Source organism: Methylomonas koyamae (assembly GCF_001644025.1).
Lineage (GTDB): Bacteria > Pseudomonadota > Gammaproteobacteria > Methylococcales > Methylomonadaceae > Methylomonas > Methylomonas koyamae_A.
In genome coordinates, this window is sequence record NZ_LUUK01000012.1 from 1 (window position 1) to 22,792 (window position 22,792).

Here is a 22,792-nt window from a genome sequence, read left to right on the forward strand (position 1 = left end):
CTTGCGTCGGCACATCCTATCGGCGCACCTTATCGAGTTGCCGGTCAAATCCCGCTCAAACCCTTCGGTGCTCGGCGCGGCATCAGGGGAGAAAACCTGTCGTGGTCGCAACGTTGCTCAATCAATACGCGCAGCCGGGCGAGTCTCGTAGGACCGTAGGTCCGATTAGCGGTAGCGTAATCGGACGTATGTGATTGCGTTCCTCCGATTACGCTGCGCTAATCGGAGCTTGTACTGTGGCGCGCGCCTCTTATGTCGAATGTTCGGTCGCTTAGAGATTTACTCTGGTACTGCCAATATGAATACTTACGTCGCCTTTTTTCGTGGCATTAATGTCGGTGGCAACCGTTCGCTACCGATGAAGGAACTTGTTGTCGCCTTGGAACACATCGGGGCACGGAAGGTCCGGACATATATTCAAAGCGGCAACGCGGTATTTGAGAGTACTGAAAAAAACCTAGCTCATCTTTCCAAGCAACTTTCCGCCGAGATCAATATGCGCCGTGGTTTCGAGCCGCATATTCACATTCTTACTCTCGAAGCACTCTCCAAAGCCATCGCGGAGAATCCATTTCCCGAGGCGGTGATCGCCCCGAGTAGCTTACACCTCGGTTTTCTCTCCGCATCGCCAAAAAATCCAAACCTGGAGAAGCTTGCCGCCCTAAGAACGAGTAGCGAACGTTTTCTGTTAACCGAGCACGTGTTTTACCTTCACGCGCCGGATGGGGTTGGTCGGTCAAGGCTCGCTGCTAACTCAGAGAAACTTTTGGGTATTTCAATGACGGATCGCAACTGGAAAACGGTTTGCAAAGTCATGGAAATGGCGAGTTTGGGATAGCCCCCCAAGCGCGCAATGCGCCGGAGCCGCGCAAAAAGCCGCGCAGTTCATGGTTCGTTACCATATTGGTTAAAGCCCGGCGGCCGGGTTTTCGTAGAGCCGAAGGCTAGGGGAACGGTAAGGGCGTTGTCGTGACAGGAATTACCAAGCCCCCGCGAAAGCCGGCGTTCTAAAACCCTTCAATTTCGTTGTGATTCGGCTCATTCCCGACAGGCTTGACTTCTTTGGCAAGTTTGAGCCATTTTCGTCAACGATGATTGCTGACCGTCGGCGGAATGGAGTTGCCGCTAGCTTGCAAGTCTATGGCTTCCGGGTGTGCGGTATAGTGTTGCCTGAGGCAAGCCGCGAACGCTTGCTTGGTCGCGTCTTCGATCGGGCAGGGGTCGGTTTCCGGCAGACAGGCCAGCAGGCCGCGCAGCAATTCGTCTTGCGGCGGCGGCATTCCGGCGAGCCACGAGGCCAGCAAGCCGCGATGAATTTGGGCGGGCAACGAAGCCAGAATGCCGATGTCGTTCTGATCGTGTACCAGCAAGCCGGAAGTGGTGCCGCGATCCAAGGTCAATACTTGGAAAAGATACAAAGTGTGGTATTCGAGCTGGCGTTGGCGGTGTTCCTGGCTGGGTTGGGTACGGGTCGCCAGCGCCGCCGCCAATATCGCGCAATAGGTATCGATCGCGGCCGTGCCGACGGCCTGGGCCAGCGCCAAATCGGCGTCGAAATCGCCGCTATTATGGTTTTCCAAATAAAAGTGGCTGACGCCGCGATGGCGTTCCAACGCCGGGATATAGAAGTAGCGGTCGCCTTGTCGCGCGGCTTCGTCGTAGAGCGCCGGCGCGGCTTGTTTCAGGCAGTCGGTAAACCGGGTCGTGTCCGATTCGATCGGGTTCGACGGATTCAGGTCGGCCATCATCCGCCAGTATCCGTTGCCGTCCTTCATTTCGGTCCAACTGATGTGGATGTGTACCGACGGCGCCAGCGGGTTGTTCGGATGGATGATCGTGGAAAGCGCTGACGCGGAAGCCAGCTTCTTGGCGGGATCGTCGTCGTACTGGACTTGCGAGGTGTTGATCGATGCGCGGTTGAATGCGATCCGGTCGGTGGCCATGTAGCGGGCGCCGCCGCCGTGCCGGCCTTGGTCGCGCAGCCATTCGATCGGCTCGAATGGCTGGCCGTCGCCGAATTGGACCGCGATTGGGTTCAGTTGGCTCACGAAACGCCGCCTAAGCTCGCGGAGCATCGCGTAAGCGCGCTCGGCGCGCGGGGATTTTGCGTGAATTGCTTGCATATTCTGATTTCCGAGATTTAACGAGTTGGTTGAGGTCGGTTAGGCAACGGTCGCCGCCGCGATAAGCTAATCGGGTGAACATGAGAGGATCGATGGTCTCGAATCCGGTTTACTCTGAATGTCGCCGGACACCGCCCCCAATCCGGTATTGGAACGCTGTCCATCGCGGCGACAGCCGCTCCGCCACTGGCTTTCATTTTCATGATCAGATTTACGCAACGCCGTCATGCCCGGTGGGAAGCGGGCATCCAGTGCCATGGATGGCAAGCTTCGATCCGTCGGTGGGGTCTGGATTTCGGCAATCCCTGCCGAAATGACGAGCACTACCGAGAATCTGACAAGGTAGAATTAGGTTTGTTGTTGGAATTCCGGGACCAATTGTTTCAAACAAGATAGCAGCTCGCCGGCTTCGCGGCACAGGCAGCCGGCCTGCATGCGTTCGATGCTGGCCAGCCATTCCCCGCTGTCATAGACCCTGGCCTTGGCTAGCCGCAGTTTCGGCAGGCCGGTGGCTTGCAAGGCCTCTTGTTCATGGAACAGCTCTTCGTACAATTTCTCGCCGGGACGCAAGCCGACGTATTCGATCGCGATGTCGCGATCCGGGATTTTGCCGCTGAGCCGGATCATTTGTTCGGCCAGATAACGGATCTTGACCGGCTCGCCCATGTCCAGCACGAAAATCTCGCCGCCGGCGCCGGCGGTTTCGGCCTGCATGATCAACTGGCAGGCTTCCGGTATCGTCATGAAGTAGCGGGTGATGTCCGGGTGGGTGACCGTGACCGGGCCGCCGGCCTTGATTTGCTCGCGAAACAGCGGCACGACGCTGCCGGCCGAATCCAGCACGTTGCCGAAGCGCACCGTCGTGAAGCGGGTCGAGCCCGGCCGGTCCAGGTTCTGGCACAGGATTTCGGCGGCGCGCTTGGTCGCGCCCATCACGTTGCTGGGATTGACCGCCTTGTCGGTCGAAATCAACACAAAGCGCGCCACGCCGCCGGCGATGGCGGCTTCGGCGAGGATTTTGGTGCCGATCAGGTTGTTGTGCACGGCTTCGCGGACCTGATATTCCAACAAGGGCACGTGCTTGTAGGCGGCGGCGTGGAACACGATTTCCGGACGCTCGGTTTCGATCAGGCGTTGCACGGTTAAGACGTCGGCCACGTCGCCGAGCACCGCGACGCGCGGCAATTGTGGAAACAGCCGGGCCAGGTCGGCGTCGATCTTGTACAAATTGAATTCGCATTGGTCCAAGACGATCAGTCGCCGGGGTTTTACCTTGGCGAGTTGCTTGCACAGTTCCGAACCGATAGAACCGCCGCCGCCGGTGACCAACACCGTCTTATCCCGCAGATGGGCCTGAATGCCGGGCCAGTCCAATTTGACCGGCGCCCGACCCAGAATGTCTTCGATCGAGACGCTGCGCAGATTGGCCTTGGTGACCGCGCCGCTCAACAACTCCTTGACCGACGGCAGGGTTTGGAAATCGGCGCCGCAGCCTTCGCAGATTTCGACGATACGGCGCATCTGCGCGGCGTTGGCCGACGGCACCGCGATCAACACGGTTTCGATGTCCCATTGCTTGACCAATTCCGGAATTTGCTCGGCGTTGCCGGCCACCCGGATGCCGCGAATCTCTCGGCGAAATTTGCCGGGATGGTCGTCGACGAAAATGACTGGAACGTAGCCGCTGTCGTGATTCGCAAGCAGGTCGCGCGCCAGCATTTCGCCGGCCGATCCGGCGCCGACGATCAACGCCCGCCGGCCGACCCGCTCGACGAAGGCCCGCTCCTTCCAAAACCGGTACACCAAACGCGGCACGCTGAGCAGCGAGAATAGAATGATCACGTATAGCGGTACCACCGAGCGCGGCACGCCTTGCAGACGGTTGTAAAGAAACAGGCCGCAGGCGATCCAAAACACCCCGCTTAACACCGCCTTGCCGATCCGGATCAGATCGGGCAGCGACGAATAACGCCAGACGCCCCGGTACAAGCCGAACAGCCAGAATTGCCCGACCTGGACGCCGATGACGCCGGGCAGAAACAGAAACGCCGAATACAGGTATTCGTCCGGAATCGCGTGCAGATTAAAGCGCAGCCAATAAGCGCCGAACCAGGCCAGCGGCACCATCGCCAGATCGTGCAGAAAGATCGTCGTGCGCGAGCGGAAACGCCAGGTCACGGCTGAAACTCGGGTTGGCCGGCTTGATAATGCCGGGCGAGCAGGATCAGCGGCGTGTAGGCCAGCGCGATCGCCGCCAGCGCGTAAGCGGGGCGGGAGAACACCCAAAATGCAATCGGCAACAGCCAAAGCAGATTGATCGCCCAGCAGGCCAGCAAGACGTTGGCGTGGCCGTGGCGCTTGGCGGCGTGTTGATAGGTGTGCGAGCAATGCGCCGCGTACCAGCGTTGGCCGCCGAGCGCGCGGCACGCCAACGTGTAGCTGGCATCGACGATGAACAAGCCGTAAAGAATGACGCCGCAATACAGCAGAGCCGGGGCTTCGCGCGTGGCCAGCACGATCAGCAAACCCAGCGCCAAACCGATGAAGCCGCTGCCGACGTCGCCCATGAAGATTTTCGCCTTCGGCCGGTTCCAGATCAGAAAGCCCGCGCTGGCGGCGGCTAAGGCCAGCGCCGTTGCTGCTAGGCCGGGGTGGATGTAATGTAGCAAGCCGGCCAGCGCCGCCGACACGAACAGGGCTTCCGAGGCGGCGATGCCGTCGGTGCCGTCCATGAAATTGAACAGATTCAACGACCAGACCAAGCCCAACAACGCCAAGGCATAGCCCAGGCTGCCCGCTTGCCAAATCAGCCCGCCCAATAATCCGTCCAGCGGCGCCGGGATTAGCACGGCCGGTAAACCGTTCAGCAGCCAGACGGCCGTGCCGGCCGACAGCAGATGAACGGCCAGTCTTAAACGGGCGCTGACTTCGGCATGGTCGTCGAGAAAGCCGATCGCGGCGACCGGTAGCGCGGCGGCCAAGGCTAGCGCGGCGTCGGCAGGTAAACGACCGCCGAGGTATAGCCAAGCCGAGGCGGCCGCGAAACTAATAACCATCGCCAAACCGCCGCCGCGCGGGGTTGGCGTGGTGTGGGAGCTGCGTTGATTGGGGATGTCCAGCACGCGGTTGCGCAAGGCGTAAAGACGGATCAGTCCGGTCAGGCCGGCCGACAGGCAAACGACGAGGAAGAAAAGCAGCACGCGGATCAGGTCAAATAGCGAATCAGGTCGGGCAGGGCGTCCCGAAGATTGCGGGTGGTAGTAAAGCCCAGTTCCCGGCGGATTTTAGCAGACGAATACCAGGCCGAATCGGTTAATTTCCGCAAGGTGTCGCTATCCAACGGCATGCGCTGCCGGCACAGCCGGTTCAGGCCGTCGCCGAACCGAGCGGCGGCGCGCAGAGCTTGGAATGGCACGCGCCAGCGCGCCGGCGGTTTGCCCAGCGCGGTGCGAATCCAGTCGTAAATTTGCCGGGTGGAATAGGGCGTATCGTCGGTGACGATATAGATTTGGCCGGCGGCGGCCGGGTGTTCCGCCACCAGGATCGCCGCTTCGACCAGATCGGCGACGTGCACCATCGAGCGCCGGTTGCCGGTTTCCGGCAGTGGCGGAAACCGGCCTTGGTGGATGGCGCGTATCATCTGCGGCAAATTGCCCTTGTTGGTGTTGCCGTACACCATGCACGGCCGGATTACGACCGGATGCGGCACGTAGCCGCCGTGCAATACCAACTGCTCGGCGGCGTATTTGGAGCGGCCGTAAGGCGTGTCGGCCGGCGCGGACGCGGTTTCGTCCCACGGCGCTTGCTCGGCATCGCCGACGGCCTTGACGCTGCTAAAATAAATGAAACGCCGCACGCCCGCCGCTTTGGCGGCTTCCAGCAATTTGCGGGTGCCTGCGGTATTGACCGCGAAATACTCGGCCTCGTCCTGGCGATTTTCGGCCAGCGCATGGGCCTTGCCGGCCAGATGGAACACGGTATCGATACCGTCCAGCAACTCGGGCGGACAAGCCGCTTCGCCGGCCATGTCCCAGGCGAAATCGATGCCGGCCGTCGTGGCGCGGCCGGCGGTTTTCGGCGCATGACCGCGCACGCATAAGGCGTCGCGTAGGGCCGAGCCGATAAAGCCGTTGGCGCCGGTGATTAAAATCGAGCGGATCGCGTCGTTCATCAAGTGGACAGGGATGCGGCTGGAGTTGGGTTTAGTCGGGGGCGGCGTCGAGCAAGAGCCGATACACCGCGAGTGTTTGCGCCAGCACGATGGCGTCGGAGAATTCCTGTTCGACCTTGCGGCGGCCGGCTTGGCCCATACTTTGCCGCAACTCGGGGTTGGTCAGCAGTTTTTCCAGCGCGGCGGCCAGGGCCGGTACGTCCTTGACCGGCACCAAATAGCCGTTCTCGCCGTCGGCGACGATTTCGTCGCAGCCCGGCGTGTCGGTCGTGACGATGGCGCGGCCGCTGGCGGCGGCCTCGATCAGGCTCTTGGGAATACCTTCGCCGTAAAACGACGGCAACACCGCGATGTGCGCGTCGCGCCAGAAGTGGGCGACGTCGTCGACGTGGCCAACGCAGCGGACGTCGCCTTGTCGGTTCCATGCCGTCAATTGGGCTTGGCTGATCGGCGCGAGGTTTTCGTGATCGGGGCTGCCGACCAGCAACGCGTCAAACTCCAGGCCCTTGCGTTTCAAAAGGCCGACGGCGGCGACATACTCGCCGATGCCCTTGTCCCACAGCAAGCGGGAAACCAGGGCTATCGTTACCCGGCCGGGCGGTTCCGGGACGGCGCGGAATTCGTCGGTATCGACGCCCGAACCCTTGATCAGGTGCAGGGCCGACTCGGGAACCCGCAACTGGTCGCGCAACAACGCGTAATCCGCGCGGTTCTGGACGATGGTTTGGCTGTTGGGGCGCCGGAACAACAGGCTGAACAGCGGCTGGACCACTTTCCGCAGCCATTTGGCGCGTTGGTGTGACGACGAAAAAATTGTACCGAGGCCGGCCAACAGGTTGACCGTTTTCAGTTCCGGCATCAGCAATGAGACGATGCCGCCGTAAAGTACCGGCTTCAGCGCGACTTGGTGGACCAGATCGGGTTTTAGGTGGCGATAGGCCCGCCACACTTGCATCAAGGTGTTTAATTCGATCCACGGATTGGTGCCGCCGCGATCGACCGGCAGGTCGATCAGTTCGAAGCCGGCCGCGCGGATCGCGTCGCCATGGCGAGTGACGCGGGTCATGACGCTGATGTCGAAGCCGGCGGCTCGAGCCGCCTTGGCCAACGCCATCCGGTGCGAGCAGAAATACCAGTCCTCGGTGACGAAATAGAGCAGTTTCGGGTTTGCCATGACCGAATTATCCGCCTAGCCCGTCTGCTTTTCCAGCCATGCCTGAAACATTAATACGTTCCACAGCGGGTATTGACAATTTAACCGGCCACCTCGGTGGGCTTGCCAGGCCTCGACTATCGGTCGCGGTTTTAGAAAACCCTGCTCGCGCAAGCGGCGTTCGTTCAATAGGTCGTCGGCCCAGTCGCGCAACGGTTCGCGCAACCATTGGTCCAACGGAATCGAAAAGCCGGTCTTCGGCCGCTCCAGCAACGCCAGCGGCACGTGGCGGTAAAGCACTTGTTTGACGATATGCTTGCCTTGGCCGCCGCGGATTTTCATCGCCAACGGCAAGCGCCAGGCAAATTCGACCAATCGGTGATCTAGAAACGGCACGCGGGTTTCCAGGCTGACGTTCATCGCCGCTCTATCCACCTTGACCAGAATGTCGTCCGCCAGATAGCCGACGGTGTCGGCCAGCATCATGCGTTCGACGAAACCGAAACGAGCGTCGGGCGATGGCGTTGCCGGCTCGCGGCCGTCGACGACCAACTCGGCCGGTTCCCGCCAGTGCGAAATCAAATGCCGATACAGCGCGTCCGGCGAGCGGGCATGCAGCACGCCGGCCAGTTTGTGCAATTTGTCGCCGGGGTTGGCGTAGCGCCAGGCGTTCGGCAATAACGGTGCGGCTAATCGGGCCAGCCGGTTCCACTGTTCGGCGCCGAAGCCGGTTAACAGATTCGCCGCGAGGGTGCGTGCGACGGGCGGCAACGGCGCCAATTTGCGCCATAAACCGGCACCGAGGAAATAGCGGTTATAGCCGCCGAACAATTCGTCGCCACCGTCGCCGGACAGGCTGACCGTCACTTGCTCGCGCGCCAATTGGCTGACTAGCCAGGTTGGAATTTGCGAGGCGTCGGCGAAGGGTTCGTCGTAAATCGTCGGCAGATTCGGGATTACCGCGCGGGCCTGAGCCGCCGAGACGTAGAGTTCGGTATGCTCGCTGCCCAAATGGCGGGCCACCGCGTGGGCGTATTCGGCTTCGTTGTAGCCGGCTTCGTTGAAGCCGATCGTGAAGGTTTTTACCGGCCTGGCCGATTGCGCTTGCATCAGCGCGACGATCAACGACGAATCGATGCCGCCCGACAAAAACGCGCCGAGCGGCACGTCGGCCAGCATCTGACCGGCGATCGATTGGTTCAGCAAGTGCTCCAATTCGGCGGCCGCCTCGGCTTCGGTGCCGGGATACGGAGAGTCGATCCCGGCCGCCGCCGCGTTTGCCGCCGACCAATACGCGACCGGTTGCGGGTCGTCGCGCCCGGCGAAACGGACGTAACAGCCAGCCGGCAATTTGCCGATACCCCGGTAAATCGAAAGCGGGGCCGGCACGTAGCTCAGACGTAGAAACAGGGTCAGCGCTTCGCGGTCGATCTCGCCGCGAAAATCCGGATGCGCTCTGAGCGCTTTCAACTCCGAGCCGAACAGCAGCGTGCCGTTTTGCCGGCCGTAATACAACGGCTTTTCGCCAAGCCTGTCGCGGGCCAGCGTCAACACGCGTTCGCGCCGGTCCCACAACGCGAACGCGAACATGCCGACACAGGCGGCCAGGGTTTGTTCCAGGCCCCAGGCGGCCACGGCCGCCAACAAGGTTTCGGTATCGGAGTGACCGCGCCAGACCGGCGCGCGGTTTTCGCGTTCCAACTGTTGGCGTAGCGCCAAGTGGTTGTAGATTTCGCCGTTGAAGGCGATGACGTAGCGGGTGCAAGCCGACGGCATCGGCTGGTGGCCGGCCGGACTCAAATCCTGGATCGCCAAGCGCCGATGCGCCAAACCCAAGCCGGCCTCTGCATCCAGCCACAATCCGCTGTCATCCGGGCCGCGATGGTTCAGCGTGGCGTTCATGATAGCGAGGCTGCCGTCAAGACGCGTGGAATCGCCGCCGTTGGGCTGAAAGATGCCGGCAAAACCACACATGGTTTCAGTGTCCTCGAATATTGTATGTAAAGGTGTTCATGCCAGCGCTTCCGGGAAAATCGCTTCAACCGCCCGCCGCCAAGTATAGCTGCGATTGTAGTCGCTCAGATCCAGCTGAATAGTGTCGGCCAGATAGGCGGCGATGCGCTCGGCCGCCGCCACCTCGGCTAGCGAACAGGGAATCCGGCAGGCGCCGGGCGGGGCGATTTCCGGCAACGAGCCGCCGTCCGACACGACGATTTTGCGGTGGAAGCGGGCGGCTTCCACCACCGGCAGGCCGAAACCTTCGTAGGCCGATAAAAACAATAAGGCGTCGGTATGGGCATACAGCGCCAGGAGTTCGGCGTCCGAGACGTTGCCCAGTACGCTGATGTCGGTGCGGTCGGCGATATAGGCGTCCAAATCGAAATCGAAGTTTCGCGGCGAACCGGCCAAGGCCAATCGGCCCTGGTAACCGTGACGGTCGCGCAGCAACTTGAAAATATCGACGATGCGGCGCAGATGTTTGTGTGGACGGCGGTCGCCGACGTAAAGCAGATACGGCGGGTTCAGCAGTGGTGGCCCGATGTTGCCGACGGCGTCGGTCAGCACCGGTCCTTCGTAAGCCACCCGGACTTTATCCGCCCAGCGTTCGCCGACCTGTTCAAGAATATCCCGGCGAGTCGTGGCCGACACCGCGTAACAGGCTTGCGCCCCGGCGACGTGGTGGCGCAGCATTTGTCGGAAATACAGTTTCTTGGCGAAGCCTAGCGATTGCACATAGCCGTCCACTAGTAGAGGAATCAAGTCGTGGACGACGAAGGCGCTCGGTATCTTGATTCCCAGCGGCATGTCGAAATGCGGATAGAAATAGCGGTCGGCGCCTTGCCGGTTGACCCAGCGCGCCACCGCGAGGTGTTGACGGAACGAAATCGGCGGCGCATCGACGGTGTGTAAGCGGCAAGCGCCGCGTTCCAGATAGGGTTGCAGGGCCTGGTAGTGCATGCCGTTGGGAGCGCAGCCTCGGTCGATCAGCACGTCGATGGTCAGGTCGGCGCGGCGCGGACTGTTCAACAGGGCGAACAGTAACGAGGCGGTGTAGCGGCCCAGGCCGGTGTATTGCAGCGCGATCGGGCGGGCGTCGTAGATCAGTTTCACGGTGGTCTGCTTGGGTTAACGGTGATTGACGGCCGGCGCTAGACGTTCGGCGATTTTTGTCAGCCAGCTATCGATGTCGTCCGGATCGGCTACCAACGCCGTCGGGTCGCCGATGGCCTCCGGCAGGCCGCCGCACGCCGAAGCCACGACGGGAATACCTAGGACTTGCGCTTCCAGCACCACGCGGCCGAATGCTTCGTGCCAGCGCGACGGGACGATGACCAGTTTGGCGTGGGCGTAAACCCGGCCCGGCGATTGCCACGGCATCGATATCAGATTGCCGTCGCGTTGCTCGGTCAGGTTGCGCCGGTCGAACAAATAAAACCGCTCGCCGGGCAAACGCGCGGCGATTTTACGGGCGATATCGCCGCCCTTGAGAATATTGTCGCCGATCAGGACGATGCCTTTGTGCGACACGTCGGCCGCATGGCGCGCGAAATCGGCTTGTAGCGTCGCGGTATCCAGCTCGGGATATTCAATGTCGATGGGGGCGTCCGGCGCCAAGCCCTGCAATTCCTGGGCGATAAAGCGCGAATTGGCGATCAGCCGCGACTTGGCGATGGCACGGCGCAAATCGCGCAACCACAAGCGCTCCAGCGGCCATTCGGCGAGCCGGTACAGCGCGAACAACCATCTTTTCAAGCCTTGCCGGTAGTTCCGGTTCCAGCCCAGTCCGTATTCGTCGCGCACCAGATACACGGTTTGGCCGGTAAAAGCGTTGATTACCGCCGGTGCGTAAAGGCCGTAAGCGTAAAGTGCGTCGAAATCCTTCAAAGAGCTACCGAGTTCGCTTAGCGCGGCGCGGTTGCGCCAGTAGGCGAAAAAACGGAAGCGCACCGTATCGGCCGGCAGCGAAATCGAGCGAATGTGCCAGGTGTCCGGCAGCGGCATGCGCAGCGACTCGGCGCCGTGGCTGCGCAGATTGGCGACGATGACGGCGGTGATATTGTCGCCGGCGGCTTCGCGGCGTTTCAACAGCTCCAAGGTGCTGTGTTCGGCGCCGCCGATGTTGTAACCGAAGTACTTGGAAAAGATCGCGATACGGGCCATCAAAAATTCCCGCCGGCAAACTGTAAGATCGCTTCGGCGCGCCGATGCCAGGAATAACGTTGTTCGGCGGCGCTCAGCGCGTTGGTGGCACGGCGCGCGGCGGCGGCTGGGTCGCTCAGGAATGCTTCGAAGCCGGCGTTGATACTGGTCGCTTGCTCGGGATCGAAACAAAACCCGACGCTGTCGTCGAAGACTTCGCCTATCGAGCCGATGCGGGCGCCGAGTATCGGGGTGCCGCTGGCCATGTATTCGAACAATTTCAGCGGTGAGGTACACCAGTAAATCGGCGAATGCCGGGTTGTCATATAAAACAGCAGATCGGCGGCGACCTGGTACTCGCGTATCGTGTCCGCCGGGCGGTGCGGCACGAACTGGACGTTGCTTAGGCCACGGTCGCGATAGTAGTCGCGCCAAACCGCGCACTCGCCGTCCTTGCCGCCGACATGCACGACAGTGATCTGTTCGCGGCCGCGCGCCAGATATTCGAACAGTTCGGCGCCGCCTTTGTAGAGGCTGCCGGTATGTACCACCAAGAGTGTATCGGTCGGCAAATTCAGGCGTTGTCTGAGCGCGGCTTTCGGCAATGCACGCAACGGCGCGTAGGCTTCCGGGAAGGCGGCATTGTGGGCCGGCAGCAGGTTGGCGTCGCTAAAGCCGTAGACCTTGCGGTAGTGTTCGGCCAATGCCAGGCAATTTGTGGTCATTTTAAAGCGGCCCGCTCGGTTCAATAGCCGAAACAGGGTTTTGGGCAGCCAGCCGTGCGGTTGATCGTGCGCTTCGTAAACTACTTGGCCGCCGGCGAAAATCACGCAGAACGCGACGACGATGTCCCGGGTGACAAATAGCGCGGAACGCTCGGCACGAGCACCGCTCAACGCCGCCAGACAGGCTCGGATATAGCGTTGCCATTGCTTGGCCGACCAGGGCAGCGGACGGTGCGCGAACGGCGGATTGCCGCTCAACCCGCCGGGCGAAATCAGCAGAAATTGCCCGGCCAGCCGGTCGTGGTAGGCCTGGGCCATCGACAAGATTTGACGGGCCTGGGCACCGGACGCGGACAAGCTGGCACGGGTGATGTAAATAACGCGCATGCGGTTCCAATATTTTCAACTAACGATCATGAAGCGGTTTTTTCGGCCGAACAAGCAAAAAACTTGGCGTGGGAACGGCCGGGCTTAAGCCGGACGCCCTTCCGCGCCGGACCAGGCCAGCAGCAATTTCGCGGTCGCCACGTTCAATACGGTATTGACCAGCAAGGCCAGCGCCAGCGCCAGCGGCTGGGTCAACTCCAGCGCGGCCAGCAAGGCCAGCAAGGCCGTGGCCGGCAAATAACTCAGCGGCGACACCCAATAGACTTGGCGTTGGGTGATGGCGTTGCTCAGCGTCGTCCGCCACACCAAGAACGGCGAGCCGGCCAAAATGGCCAAGGCCGCCAGCAAGGTATCGTTCCAGCCCTGTTCCAGCGCCAGCGCCAATGCCGCCAACCCGGTGCTGAGCAGCACCGAAGTCGCCAGCACCCAGCGGGCTCCGCGTCGGTATTGATCGCCCAAATCGCGATCTTGCCGGAATAGGCCGTGACGGACATGCAGGCGTTGTAGCACAAAGTCGGCGATGTTGGTCACCAGGCCGCAGACCTTTTGCAAATAACCGAACAGGCCGGCGCTGCCGAAATCGGCTTGCGCGGCCGGAATCAGCAGCAAGTAGCGCACGCCTAACTGTTGCAGCAATTTGGAGAAAAACAGCGTCATCGCTTGATAAAGGAAGTCGCGGTCGAGTCGGCGCAACGACAGATTGACGCTCAGCCGATAGTAACGGCAGATTCGCAAGTTGCTCAAACAGCCGCCCAATAATTCCAGTGTGACGATTTGCAGCGCGTCGCCGTACCAAACCAGCGCGGCGGTCAAGCCCAGGCGTAACGCCGTTCCCTGCGCCAATTGCGCGTCCAGCAACTCGGCGTAACGCTCTGGATCGGCGATTTTGGCGGCGTGAATTCGAAATCCGCAACCGGCCACACAGAACAGCAACATAGACCAAAACCCGGCGGATAAGGGTTCCGGATACAAAGTGGCGAACAGGCCCGCCGCCCACGCTAGGCTGATCAGACCGGCATAAGTCGCGGCGCGATCGATCAACGCGTCGCTGGCGGCTTTATCGAGCGACAATGCCGCGCGGCGGCGGATCAATTGCTTATCCAGTCCCGACGCCGTCAGCAAGGTTGACAGATTGAACAAGGCCAGCAAACTCATATATTCGCCGATTTCCGCGAACGGCCAGCGCCATTGCATGACCAATAAAAACAGGCCTTGCGAGGCAACGCTGAGCAGGCGCAGCCAGATCGGTTTAAGTACCGCGCGGGTTCGGGCGCGCTGGGGGCGGGACGGAGCCGGCATCCGGTCCTACCAAATACTGTCGTGGCGGGTTTCGCCGGTGTAGGCGGAACCCGCCAGAGCCGGTCTAGTCCGCATTCGCCAGACGCGCCCGCAACTCGGCAAACATTGCGCGGACCTCGTCCAGTTTCTCGGCGCGGTTTTGCCGGTAAGCGCCTCGATAATACGCGCGCCCGGCTTCGACGGTGTCGGCGTCGACCAAATTCAGCGGATATTGCCAAGCTTTTAGTAGCGATTCGTATTTTTCCGACCAGCCGACCGTCAGCAAGGGGACTTGCGCGTATAAGGCCAGGCAGCAGCCGTGGTAGCGTGCCGATACGCAAATCAGCGCTCGCGGCAGCCAGTCCCATACCGCTTCGGGATCGGCCGCGATGCTAACCTCGACGCTACCGGCGAGCGCGGCGCGGATTTCTTCAAGGTAGGCGGCCTTCTCGCCGGTATAAAACGACGCGATGACCACTTTCCGGATTGCGTCTCCGTGAGCGCTCAGCATGCGTTGGGCGGCCGCGACGATGTCGGCGGTTTGCGATTTAAAGTTGGGAATCACCAGCAGCACGTCGCGCGCTGCCGGGTCGTTCGCGGTTTCGAACGCGGCCAGCCGGGGATGGCACAACACGAAGTCCGAGCATAGGCCGATGGGCTGGGACAGGCCGAGCGCGCCGGCGGCGGCGTGGGAATGTGCGTCCCGGGCGTATACGACGTCGGCCAAGGCGTAGAGTCCTTGGAAAATAGAGCGGTGCGCGGTTTGCTGAATCGACAGCGAATGGGGCAAAAACGCGATCTTGGCGCCGGCGGACTTGGCGAGCCTCAACAAATGCAGCTTATTGTTCATCAGCATCGGCGCATTCGCGTGGTCGTGCAAATAGCCGCTGATGTCCAGTACCGTACCGATGTCGGTCAGCGTTTTAAAACCGAGCCGGGCGAACGGGCCGGGCGCCAGTCGCGCGCACAACCGGTCCAGGCCGCGCCGGATCAGCGCGTTCGGCATCAAGAAATAACCCCGGTACCAGGCGTGCCACTGCGAGCCTCGCGGCATTTCGATGACCGGCGCCGCGCCATCCAGTAAATGATGGGCGACGGTTTCGAACATCAGCCGCGAACCGAAATTTTCGTAGCCGAAGCCGGTCAGCAATACCTGTTTTTTCACGATCAAACCTTGCAAATGCGTCCGCTTTTCGGTGACTTACCGCTGGAAAGCGCGGGGTTTTGGTGGCCGACCAACAGACAGAATACGATCTTCTGGGTGGCGGGTAAATTCAGAAGGACGCGGGATTGGCGGTCGGTGTTTGGGCGGATCGGCCAGTTCAAATAGCAAGTGGCCAAGCCCCGGCTTTGCGCGGCCAGCGCGAACAACAAGGAGGCGAAGCTGCAATCCATGACCGGCACGTGGCGGTCGCGCGGATGGTTCACCGCCGCCAGGTCGGCGACGAAGGCCAGCACCGTGCAATGCTCGACGCCGGTGAAATTGGTCAGGCCGATGCTGTTTGCCAGCAGCCAGTTGCGTTTTTCCGGAGTTTCGACGATCAGTATTCGGTACGCTTCGCGGTTGCACGACGTCGGTATATGGCGGGTGTCGTGCAGGATCTCGGCGATGGCGTCACCGGCGGGGGCAGGCGCGATGAAATGCCGGCAACTTGTGCGTTGGGCGAAGGCGGCGCGCAAGCTGGCGTAGTCGGGTGCATCGAGCGGGATCGCGACGTCGGCCGGCGCTTCGACCGGCAGCTCCGGATTGGCGTGTCGTTGCCGATATTCGGCGAGGACGTGGTCGCCCCAATCGGCGATGGCTGGCGGCAATTGCGAACGGTAGGTTTCGAAGTCGCGTTCGGTTTGGCCGGCATAGGCTTGTCCGAACGGAATCCGGCATTCCGGGTTGCGCAAGCCTTTTTCCAGCCGATGAATGTTACGGCGTAGCAAATATTCCTTGGCCTTGGCGCCGCGCCGCTGGCGGATACCGGCGAACAGCAGGCGGTTGTCGGCCAGAAAGACTCGGAAATATTCGCGAAGAGACTTTAATTTGCTGAACACGGGTGATAGGTCAATGGATTGAGCGGGCTAGCTCCCCGCGTAGCCGGCGGATTCTCCACTTAGCGGGCGGCCTTGTCAATCGGAGCGACGCAAGCGTGGGCGCGGTCGGCGAGTTCCCGATACAGCTCGATAACCTTGGCGGCGTAACCGTCCCAACTGAATTGGCGCGCTCGCGCGCGGGCGTTGTCGCCCATCGCGCGGATTTGTTCGGGATGGGCCTTGAACCACAACATCCGCTCGCGCAACGCGTCGCGGTCGCCGGCCGGGATCACGAAGCCGTCGATGCCGTCGCGCACCACCGAGCCGGACGCATCGCTGACGATGGCCGGCAGTCCGCAGGCCATGGCCTCGAACACCGCCTTGGCCGAACCTTCCAGCCAGCTGGGAAAGACAAACACATCGCAATTCGGCAGGTATTCGAAGGTGTTGACGAAACCCGGCGTCAGTACCGGGTTGGTGGCGGCTGCGACATCGATTTCGGGATACAGCCGGCCGCACAAATGCAGGCTGTCGCCGGCAAAGGCCGGATCGCGCCAGGTATCCAGCAGCAGATCGACGCCCTTGCGGCGGTTAATGTTGCCGGCGAAGCAGAAGTCCAGCGGAGCACCGGGGCTTTTGGGCGGGTGTAGCTTAGTTGGGTCGGAACGCGGGTCCACGCCGAATTCGGCAATGCGGATTTTGTCCGGCGTCACGCCGATGCGTCGCAATTCCTCGGCGACGAACGGCGATGGCGCGGCAATCAAGTCGGCTAGTTCGCACGCGGCTTGCTCGAAATCCAGCATGCTGCGATGGGTCATCAGAAAATCGAGGTCGTATTGCTCGGCGATGCGCAGTGAATACGCGGTCGGTGCGACCGGCATGTCCAACAGGACCGGAATACCGGCCGTCTTCAATGCCGTCAGCAATCGCGGGCAGGCGTCCCAGACGTGGGCGATCGGCCGTGGTCCGGCGCTGGCTTCTTGCCAGTGGCGGGCCGCGAACCACTCGAACAATTTGACGTCCGGATAGCGATGATTAAAGCCTGGCGCCAGGTAAATTCGGGTGGCGTTCAACAGTCTGGGGAGATGGCCGAGCCAGCCCATGTCCCGGTAGACAAAGCCTGGCGATTTGAGTTGAGCTTGGCGTGACAAACAATAGCCGCTATCGCCTTGGGCCGACAGCGCGCGGATGATGCGCTCGGTGCGCACGCCGATATTGCCGGGCTTGCCGACGATGGTATTGGCGAAATGGCGGATATTCAACATGGCCGGAGGAGTGGGCAATACCCCCGCCCGGCGAGAGGTGGCCGGGATGAAGGGATCAAAAAACCTAAATTTGCGATTTGATAACGATATTCCGTCATTCGGAGGGTGTCGTAAAAGCCCCTCTCCTTGCGGGAGAGGGGTTGGGGAGAGGGTTCTGTTTCGACTTTTACGACACCCTCATTCCGACGGAGGACGCCGAATCCAGCCGCGTCAGAACACAAGACTTGGCGTTCTTGATTTGAGGTCCACTCTCGGTTATCGCTGTTTAGCTAGGCTTAAACCGGGCTGGTAAAAGCCGGGCGGGTTTGCCGTGCCAGCCGATCAGCGACCGTTACCGTGTTCGGCATAAACTGCGTAATGCCCATCCTTATCGAAAGACACGACTTTGTAGTCATCCTGGCGGCCGCCCATTTCCATGCCGGGGCTGCCCATCGGCATGCCGGGCGCGGCCAACCCGGCGACGGCGGGTTTTTCCTTCAGCAATTTTTGCACGTCGGCGGCCGGGACGTGGCCTTCGATCACGTAGCCGTCCACGACGACGGTGTGGCAGGACGCCAATTTCTCCGGCACGCCGTAACGGGCCTTGATTTGATCCATGTCCGAGCTGATCACGTCCTTGATTTTAAAGCCGCTGTTTTCGGCATGCTCCAGCCATTTGCCGCAGCAACCGCAGGTTGGGCTGCGGTAGACGGTCATTTCGGGTTGGCTGGATTCCTCGGCGAATAACAGACCGCTGAACATCGTAGCCAGCGTTAAAACGGAAATTTTCGCTATTTTCATAAGAGCCTCTTCATTCGCCATTCAGCGTTACGATAATCGTGCGCGGCCCCGCGTGATTGCGGTGTTCGCATAAATAAATCCCTTGCCAGATGCCCAATGCCAATTGGCCGTCGCCGACCGGTATCGTCAGCGAGCTGCCGAGGATCACGGTCTTGATGTGGGCGGGCATGTCGTCCGCTCCTTCGAGGGTGTGACGGTAGTAAGGTTCATTTTCCGGCACCGCTCGGGAAAAGTAACTTTCCAGGTCGCGGCGCACATCGGCGTCGGCGTTTTCGTTGATCGCCAACGAGGCCGAGGTGTGTTGCAAAAACAGATGCAGCAGGCCGACTTCCAGTTCGCGGATTTCGGACAATTGGCTAACGATCTCCCGGTTGACCAGATGAAAACCGCGCGGTTTGGCCGCCAATTGCAAGCGCTTTTGAAACCACATTAGTCGGCCGCGTGGTATTGCGGGCTGAACTCGCGCACGGCATCGACCATCGCCTTGACGTGCTCGGGGGCGATGTCCGGCAAAATGCCGTGACCGAGATTGAACACGTGGCCCGTGCCGTGGCCGAAGTCGTGCAGGATCTTGCCGACCTTGGCGCGGATCACCTCGGGCTTGGCATATAGCGTAATCGGGTCCATGTTGCCTTGCAAAGCCACCTTGGCGCCGACTCGGGCGCGGGCGTTGGCGATGTCGGTCTGCCAATCCAAGCCCAGTGCGTCGTAGCCGGTGTCGGCCATCGTTTCCAACCACAAGCCGCCGCCCTTGGTGAACAAGATGGTCGGGATTTGCCGGCCGTCACGCTGGGTGTTCAGTAGTTCCCGCACCTGGCGGGCGTAGCGCAACGAAAACTCCAGATAATCGTCATGGCTGAGCATGCCGCCCCAAGTGTCGAACAGCATCACCGCGTCGGCGCCGGCGGCGATTTGGGCGTTCAAATACGCGGCCACCGCTTGCGCCAGTTTGTCCAGCATTTGATGCATCAAGGCCGGTTCCTCGAACATCATGCTTTTGACTTTCTGAAAGCTTTTGCTGCCCTTGCCTTCCACCATGTAAGTCGCCAAGGTCCACGGGCTGCCGGAAAAGCCGATCAGCGGCAGTCGGTTGCGCAGATTGGTTTTGATCAGACGCACGGCGTCGACGACGTAACGCAATTCGGTTTCCGGATCGGGAATCGGCAGGCGCTTGACGTCGTCGGCAGTGCGGATCGGATGGGCGAATTGCGGGCCCTCGCCCTCGGCGAAGGATAAACCCAAGCCCATCGCGTCCGGTATCGTCAGAATGTCGGAAAACAGGATGGCGGCATCGAAGCCAAAGCGCTCCAAAGGTTGCAGGGTTACTTCGCAAGCCAGTTCCGGGTTGGTACACAGTTGCATGAAACTGCCGGCTTTGGCGCGGGTAGCGCGGTATTCGGGCAGATAGCGGCCGGCTTGGCGCATCATCCAGACCGGGGTGCGTTCGACCGGTTGTTTTAACAGCGCTCTAAGGAATAAGTCGTTTTCTATTGTTGTCATCGGTGAGAAGGTGGTGAGTGATCAGCGTTTGCCGTCTTTTTGAATGGCCTTGAACCGGATCGGCTGGGCGGTTTGAAATTCGCCGGGCATCAGCGTTTTAAACTGATTGGCTTCCGCCGGGCTGGCGAACGAACCGTAAATCAGCACGAACTTTTCCTGGTCGCCTTGGCGAATCGTGTAGTACTTCAGACTCTCGCTGTATTCCGCGTATTTTTTGAAAAAGCGCGGCAGGCCGGCTTTATTCGACAGCGTCATGACTTGCAGCGTGTAATGAGTGCCCGGTTGAGCGGCAATCCAGTCGCTATCGCCCTGATCCGACGGCTTGGCCGGTTTCGCCGGCTTTTCGGGCGGCTTGCCGGCGATGACCGGCGGCGTCGCGGATTCGGTTTTGCTCGGAACCGTCGGCGTCACGGCCGGTGTCGGCGGCGCAACGGGCGGAGTCGCCGCAGTGCTTGCCGCAATCGGCGCCGGAAGGCTGGGAGCAGCCACTGGCGCGGGCTGCGCTGCGACGGGTGCCGACGCGGTTTGCACGGCGTTTGGTTCGTTTTCGGCCGGCGCGGCTTTAGTCGTTTGCGGCGGAGTTGGAAGCGGCTGGGTGGATTGCGGTGTTGGCAACGGCGCCGGTTTTGCCGCGTCGGCGGTAAGCTCGCCGGCCCGAGCGACCGGTGCGGTCTCCGTAAGCGGTTTGGATGCCGGTGCCGGCGTTTCAGCCGGGGCCTGGGCGGGTGGATTCACCGGCTCGGCCGGTAGCACTTGGCTCGTCGGCTTGCCGAGGGACGGCGCGGCGACGAGGGTTTTCTCGTCATTGTTCGGCCACAACCAAACCATTGCACCCCCGGTGCCGGCGATCACCGCGATGACTCCCAGCCACAAGCCCCAACGCGCGCCGGTCCGGCCTTGTTGCTCGGCCAGTTTCGGCAATTCTTCGAGTATCCGGCCGGGAATGCCGTGGGTTTCCAGGTACAGCGCTTCGATCAACGGATCGGTGACGGCGTTGAACGAAATGGCGGAACCCGGTAGAGCCGACAGGTTTTGTAGAAAATCCCTATAATGGCGCTGCTTTAGCGGCGGCAGTTCGATGACGTGGGCGTCTTCGATGCGCCGGTCGGTACCGGCCTTGATGCTGAATTGGTCGTGGCTCAGTGCGAATACCAGATGCAGGCCCGGCAGCGAATCGGCGAATTCGATCAACATCGTGATCAGCCCCGGCATCAGATGGCCGGCATCGTCGATCAACAGCACCACCGCCTGCTTGCCGCAAAGTTCGCGCAGTCGAGTCAAATCGAAACTGGCGGCAAGATTAGGGATATTCAGGCTGCGCAACAATTCGTGGACGATAGTCTCGAAGCTCGACGCCGGTGTCGCTTTTAACAGCGAGATTTGCCATTGTTCGCGCTGGCTTTGTTGCAAGGCTTCCAGCAGCGTGGTCTTGCCGATGCCCGGCGGGCCGCAGACGACCAGGGCTTGCTGCAGATTGCTCAGCAAATGCACCAACAAGTCCAGCTTTTGGGCGCGCTCCGGCGTCAATAGGCTGCGCTCGGGCCTATGATCCAGCGTGCGCTTTTGGTAGCTGTAAGTCAGATTTTCGTTATCCGGCATAAGCGTTCAAGGTTGCCTGCAACGGCGCTCTCTCCACGCTGATCGGCAACAAGGCCTTGCCGAGCGCTTCCAACAAAATCACCCGAATCTTGCCGTCGACGTTTTTCTTGTCCACCGCCATCAAGTCCAGATATTGCTCGGTGCTCATCTCGGTCGGCGGCCGGGTCGGCAGGCCGGCGGCGTGCAAAATCGCCAGCACGCGCGCGACATCGGCATCGCTCAGATAACCCAGCCGGCGCGACAAGTCGGCCGCGAAGCCGGTGCCTATCGCCACCGCCTCGCCGTGCAGATATTGGCCGTAACCGCAACCGGTTTCGATGGCGTGGCCGAAGGTGTGGCCCAGGTTCAAGGTGGCCCGTACGCCGTTTTCGAATTCGTCTTCGCCGACTACCGCCGCCTTATTGGCGCAGGAGCGTTCGATCGCATAAGCCAAGGCGGCTTTGTCGCGAGCCAGCAACTTCGGCATATTGGCTTCCAGCCAGTCCAGAAACTCCGGATCGCGGATCAGGCCGTATTTGATCACTTCGGCCAAGCCGGCCGACAATTGGCGATCGTCTAGGGTATCGAGCACGTCGGCGTCGGCGATCACGCATTGCGGCTGATAGAACGCGCCTATCATGTTCTTGCCGAGCGGATGGTTGACGCCGGTCTTGCCGCCGACCGATGAATCGACTTGCGCCAGCAAGGTGGTCGGAATCTGGATGAAGGCGATGCCGCGCTGGTAGCAGGCCGCCGCGAAGCCGCCCATGTCGCCGATGACGCCGCCGCCCAGCGCGATTAGCGTGGCATTGCGGCTAAATTTGTTGGCCAGCAGTCCGTCGAAAATCTTTTCCAGATATTGCAGGGTTTTGTACTGTTCGCCGTCAGGCAAGATGACCGTTTCGGTTTGGTAATCGCCAAGCCCGGCTAAGACCTTGGACAGATACAGCGGCGCGATCGCGTCGTTGCTGACGATCGCGACCTGCTTGGAACGGACGTGCCGGGTCAGCAGCTCGGCTTGGCCGAGCAGGCCGGCGCCGATATAAATCGGATAGCTTCGTTGCTTGTCGAGTTCAACTCGCAGCTCTTTCATGGTTCTCCAGGGCGGCTTGATATTGCTGCAAAATGGTTTTGACGACGGTCTTGCCCGGCAACATGCCGGAATCGATTCTAAAGTCCGCGCATTCCCGGTACAGAGGATCGCGGATGGCAAACAGTTCCTGCAAACGCTGGCGCGGATTCTCGGTGCGCAGCAGCGGCCGCTGAGTATCGTGTTTGGTGCGGTGCAGGATTTTGTCGATCGAACAATGCAAATAGACGACAAAGCCGCGGGTTTTCAGGGCCTCGCGGTTTTCCGGCCGCAGTATCGAGCCGCCGCCGGTTGCCATCACGATGCCGTCCAGTCCGGTCAATTGGCGAATCATCGCCTGCTCCCGGTTGCGAAAGCCTTCCTCGCCTTCGTAGGCAAAGATGGTCGGGATGTCGGTGCCGGTGGTTTCTTCTATGACCTTGTCGCTGTCGTAAAACGGCCATTGCATCGCTTTCGCGACCTGCTTGCCTATCGTGGTTTTACCGACACCCATCAGGCCGATCAGATAGATATTGGGAGCTGGTTTCATGGCGCGGATGGGAAGCGGCTATCAAAAAATTCCACCATTATGCCGTCTTTT

Annotated in this window: 20 protein-coding genes; 1 reads left to right on the plus strand and 19 read right to left on the minus strand. The window is 60.9% G+C overall.

Translation table 11 applies throughout. The annotated features are described in order from the left end of the window. Positions 1–298: 298 nt before the first annotated feature. Positions 299–838, plus strand: a complete 540-nt coding sequence (locus tag A1355_RS01005) for a DUF1697 domain-containing protein (RefSeq protein ID WP_064024083.1) — start codon at positions 299–301, stop codon at positions 836–838. A 247-nt stretch (positions 839–1,085) separates the two neighbouring features. On the opposite strand, the gene A1355_RS01010 is transcribed toward A1355_RS01005, so the two are convergent. From A1355_RS01010 to A1355_RS01100, 19 genes are all read right to left on the minus strand, one after another. Continuing rightward, on the minus strand, positions 1,086–2,123 hold the full coding sequence (locus A1355_RS01010) for a coproporphyrinogen III oxidase (RefSeq protein ID WP_064024085.1): 1,038 nt from the start codon (positions 2,121–2,123) through the stop codon (positions 1,086–1,088). Between the two features lie 348 nt (positions 2,124–2,471). Continuing rightward, positions 2,472–4,301: a polysaccharide biosynthesis protein gene (locus A1355_RS01015; protein ID WP_064024087.1), complete on the minus strand. Its 1,830-nt coding sequence runs from the start codon at positions 4,299–4,301 to the stop codon at positions 2,472–2,474. Further along, positions 4,298–5,323 (minus strand): glycosyl transferase, encoded by a 1,026-nt coding sequence (locus tag A1355_RS01020; protein ID WP_331710097.1) that lies wholly within the window; start codon positions 5,321–5,323, stop codon positions 4,298–4,300. The genes A1355_RS01015 and A1355_RS01020 overlap by 4 nt, the downstream gene beginning before the upstream one ends. A gap of 5 nt (positions 5,324–5,328) precedes the next feature. Continuing rightward, positions 5,329–6,294, minus strand: a complete 966-nt coding sequence (locus A1355_RS01025) for an NAD-dependent epimerase/dehydratase family protein (protein WP_064024091.1) — start codon at positions 6,292–6,294, stop codon at positions 5,329–5,331. A gap of 31 nt (positions 6,295–6,325) precedes the next feature. Then, the gene (locus tag A1355_RS01030) at positions 6,326–7,468 is read right to left on the minus strand and encodes a glycosyltransferase family 4 protein (protein WP_064024093.1); all 1,143 of its coding nucleotides are present in this window, start codon (positions 7,466–7,468) and stop codon (positions 6,326–6,328) included. A gap of 15 nt (positions 7,469–7,483) precedes the next feature. Next, on the minus strand, positions 7,484–9,421 hold the full coding sequence (gene asnB / locus A1355_RS01035; protein WP_064024095.1) for an asparagine synthase (glutamine-hydrolyzing): 1,938 nt from the start codon (positions 9,419–9,421) through the stop codon (positions 7,484–7,486). Between the two features lie 36 nt (positions 9,422–9,457). After that, a complete protein-coding gene (locus A1355_RS01040; protein WP_064024097.1) occupies positions 9,458–10,558 on the minus strand; it encodes a glycosyltransferase in 1,101 nt (366 codons plus the stop codon). 15 nt (positions 10,559–10,573) lie between these two features. Further along, positions 10,574–11,608 (minus strand): glycosyltransferase family 4 protein, encoded by a 1,035-nt coding sequence (locus A1355_RS01045; protein WP_064024099.1) that lies wholly within the window; start codon positions 11,606–11,608, stop codon positions 10,574–10,576. Further along, entirely contained in the window at positions 11,608–12,699 is a 1,092-nt protein-coding gene (locus A1355_RS01050; protein WP_064024101.1) for a glycosyltransferase family 4 protein, read from the minus strand. The genes A1355_RS01045 and A1355_RS01050 overlap by 1 nt, the downstream gene beginning before the upstream one ends. 84 nt (positions 12,700–12,783) lie before the next feature. Further along, the gene (locus tag A1355_RS01055; RefSeq protein ID WP_064024103.1) at positions 12,784–13,998 is read right to left on the minus strand and encodes a hypothetical protein; all 1,215 of its coding nucleotides are present in this window, start codon (positions 13,996–13,998) and stop codon (positions 12,784–12,786) included. A gap of 64 nt (positions 13,999–14,062) precedes the next feature. Beyond that, a complete protein-coding gene (locus tag A1355_RS01060; RefSeq protein ID WP_157197688.1) occupies positions 14,063–15,142 on the minus strand; it encodes a polysaccharide pyruvyl transferase family protein in 1,080 nt (359 codons plus the stop codon). Between the two features lie 2 nt (positions 15,143–15,144). Further along, on the minus strand, positions 15,145–16,020 hold the full coding sequence (locus A1355_RS01065) for a nitroreductase family protein (RefSeq protein WP_064024107.1): 876 nt from the start codon (positions 16,018–16,020) through the stop codon (positions 15,145–15,147). Positions 16,021–16,079: 59 nt separating this feature from the next. Further along, entirely contained in the window at positions 16,080–17,282 is a 1,203-nt protein-coding gene (locus A1355_RS01070; protein WP_157197689.1) for a glycosyltransferase family 4 protein, read from the minus strand. A 303-nt stretch (positions 17,283–17,585) separates the two neighbouring features. Further along, a complete protein-coding gene (locus tag A1355_RS01075) occupies positions 17,586–18,044 on the minus strand; it encodes a DUF411 domain-containing protein (RefSeq protein ID WP_064024111.1) in 459 nt (152 codons plus the stop codon). A gap of 10 nt (positions 18,045–18,054) precedes the next feature. Then, positions 18,055–18,474, minus strand: a complete 420-nt coding sequence (locus A1355_RS01080) for a secondary thiamine-phosphate synthase enzyme YjbQ (protein WP_064024112.1) — start codon at positions 18,472–18,474, stop codon at positions 18,055–18,057. Beyond that, on the minus strand, positions 18,474–19,544 hold the full coding sequence (gene hemE / locus A1355_RS01085) for a uroporphyrinogen decarboxylase (protein WP_064024114.1): 1,071 nt from the start codon (positions 19,542–19,544) through the stop codon (positions 18,474–18,476). Before hemE ends, A1355_RS01080 begins: the two co-directional genes overlap by 1 nt. A 21-nt stretch (positions 19,545–19,565) precedes the next feature. Continuing rightward, entirely contained in the window at positions 19,566–21,143 is a 1,578-nt protein-coding gene (locus A1355_RS01090; RefSeq protein WP_064024115.1) for an AAA family ATPase, read from the minus strand. Next, a complete protein-coding gene (gene aroB / locus A1355_RS01095) occupies positions 21,133–22,215 on the minus strand; it encodes a 3-dehydroquinate synthase (RefSeq protein WP_064024117.1) in 1,083 nt (360 codons plus the stop codon). The genes A1355_RS01090 and aroB overlap by 11 nt, the downstream gene beginning before the upstream one ends. Next, positions 22,196–22,741 (minus strand): shikimate kinase, encoded by a 546-nt coding sequence (locus A1355_RS01100; RefSeq protein ID WP_064024119.1) that lies wholly within the window; start codon positions 22,739–22,741, stop codon positions 22,196–22,198. The genes aroB and A1355_RS01100 overlap by 20 nt, the downstream gene beginning before the upstream one ends. Positions 22,742–22,792: the final 51 nt, after the last annotated feature.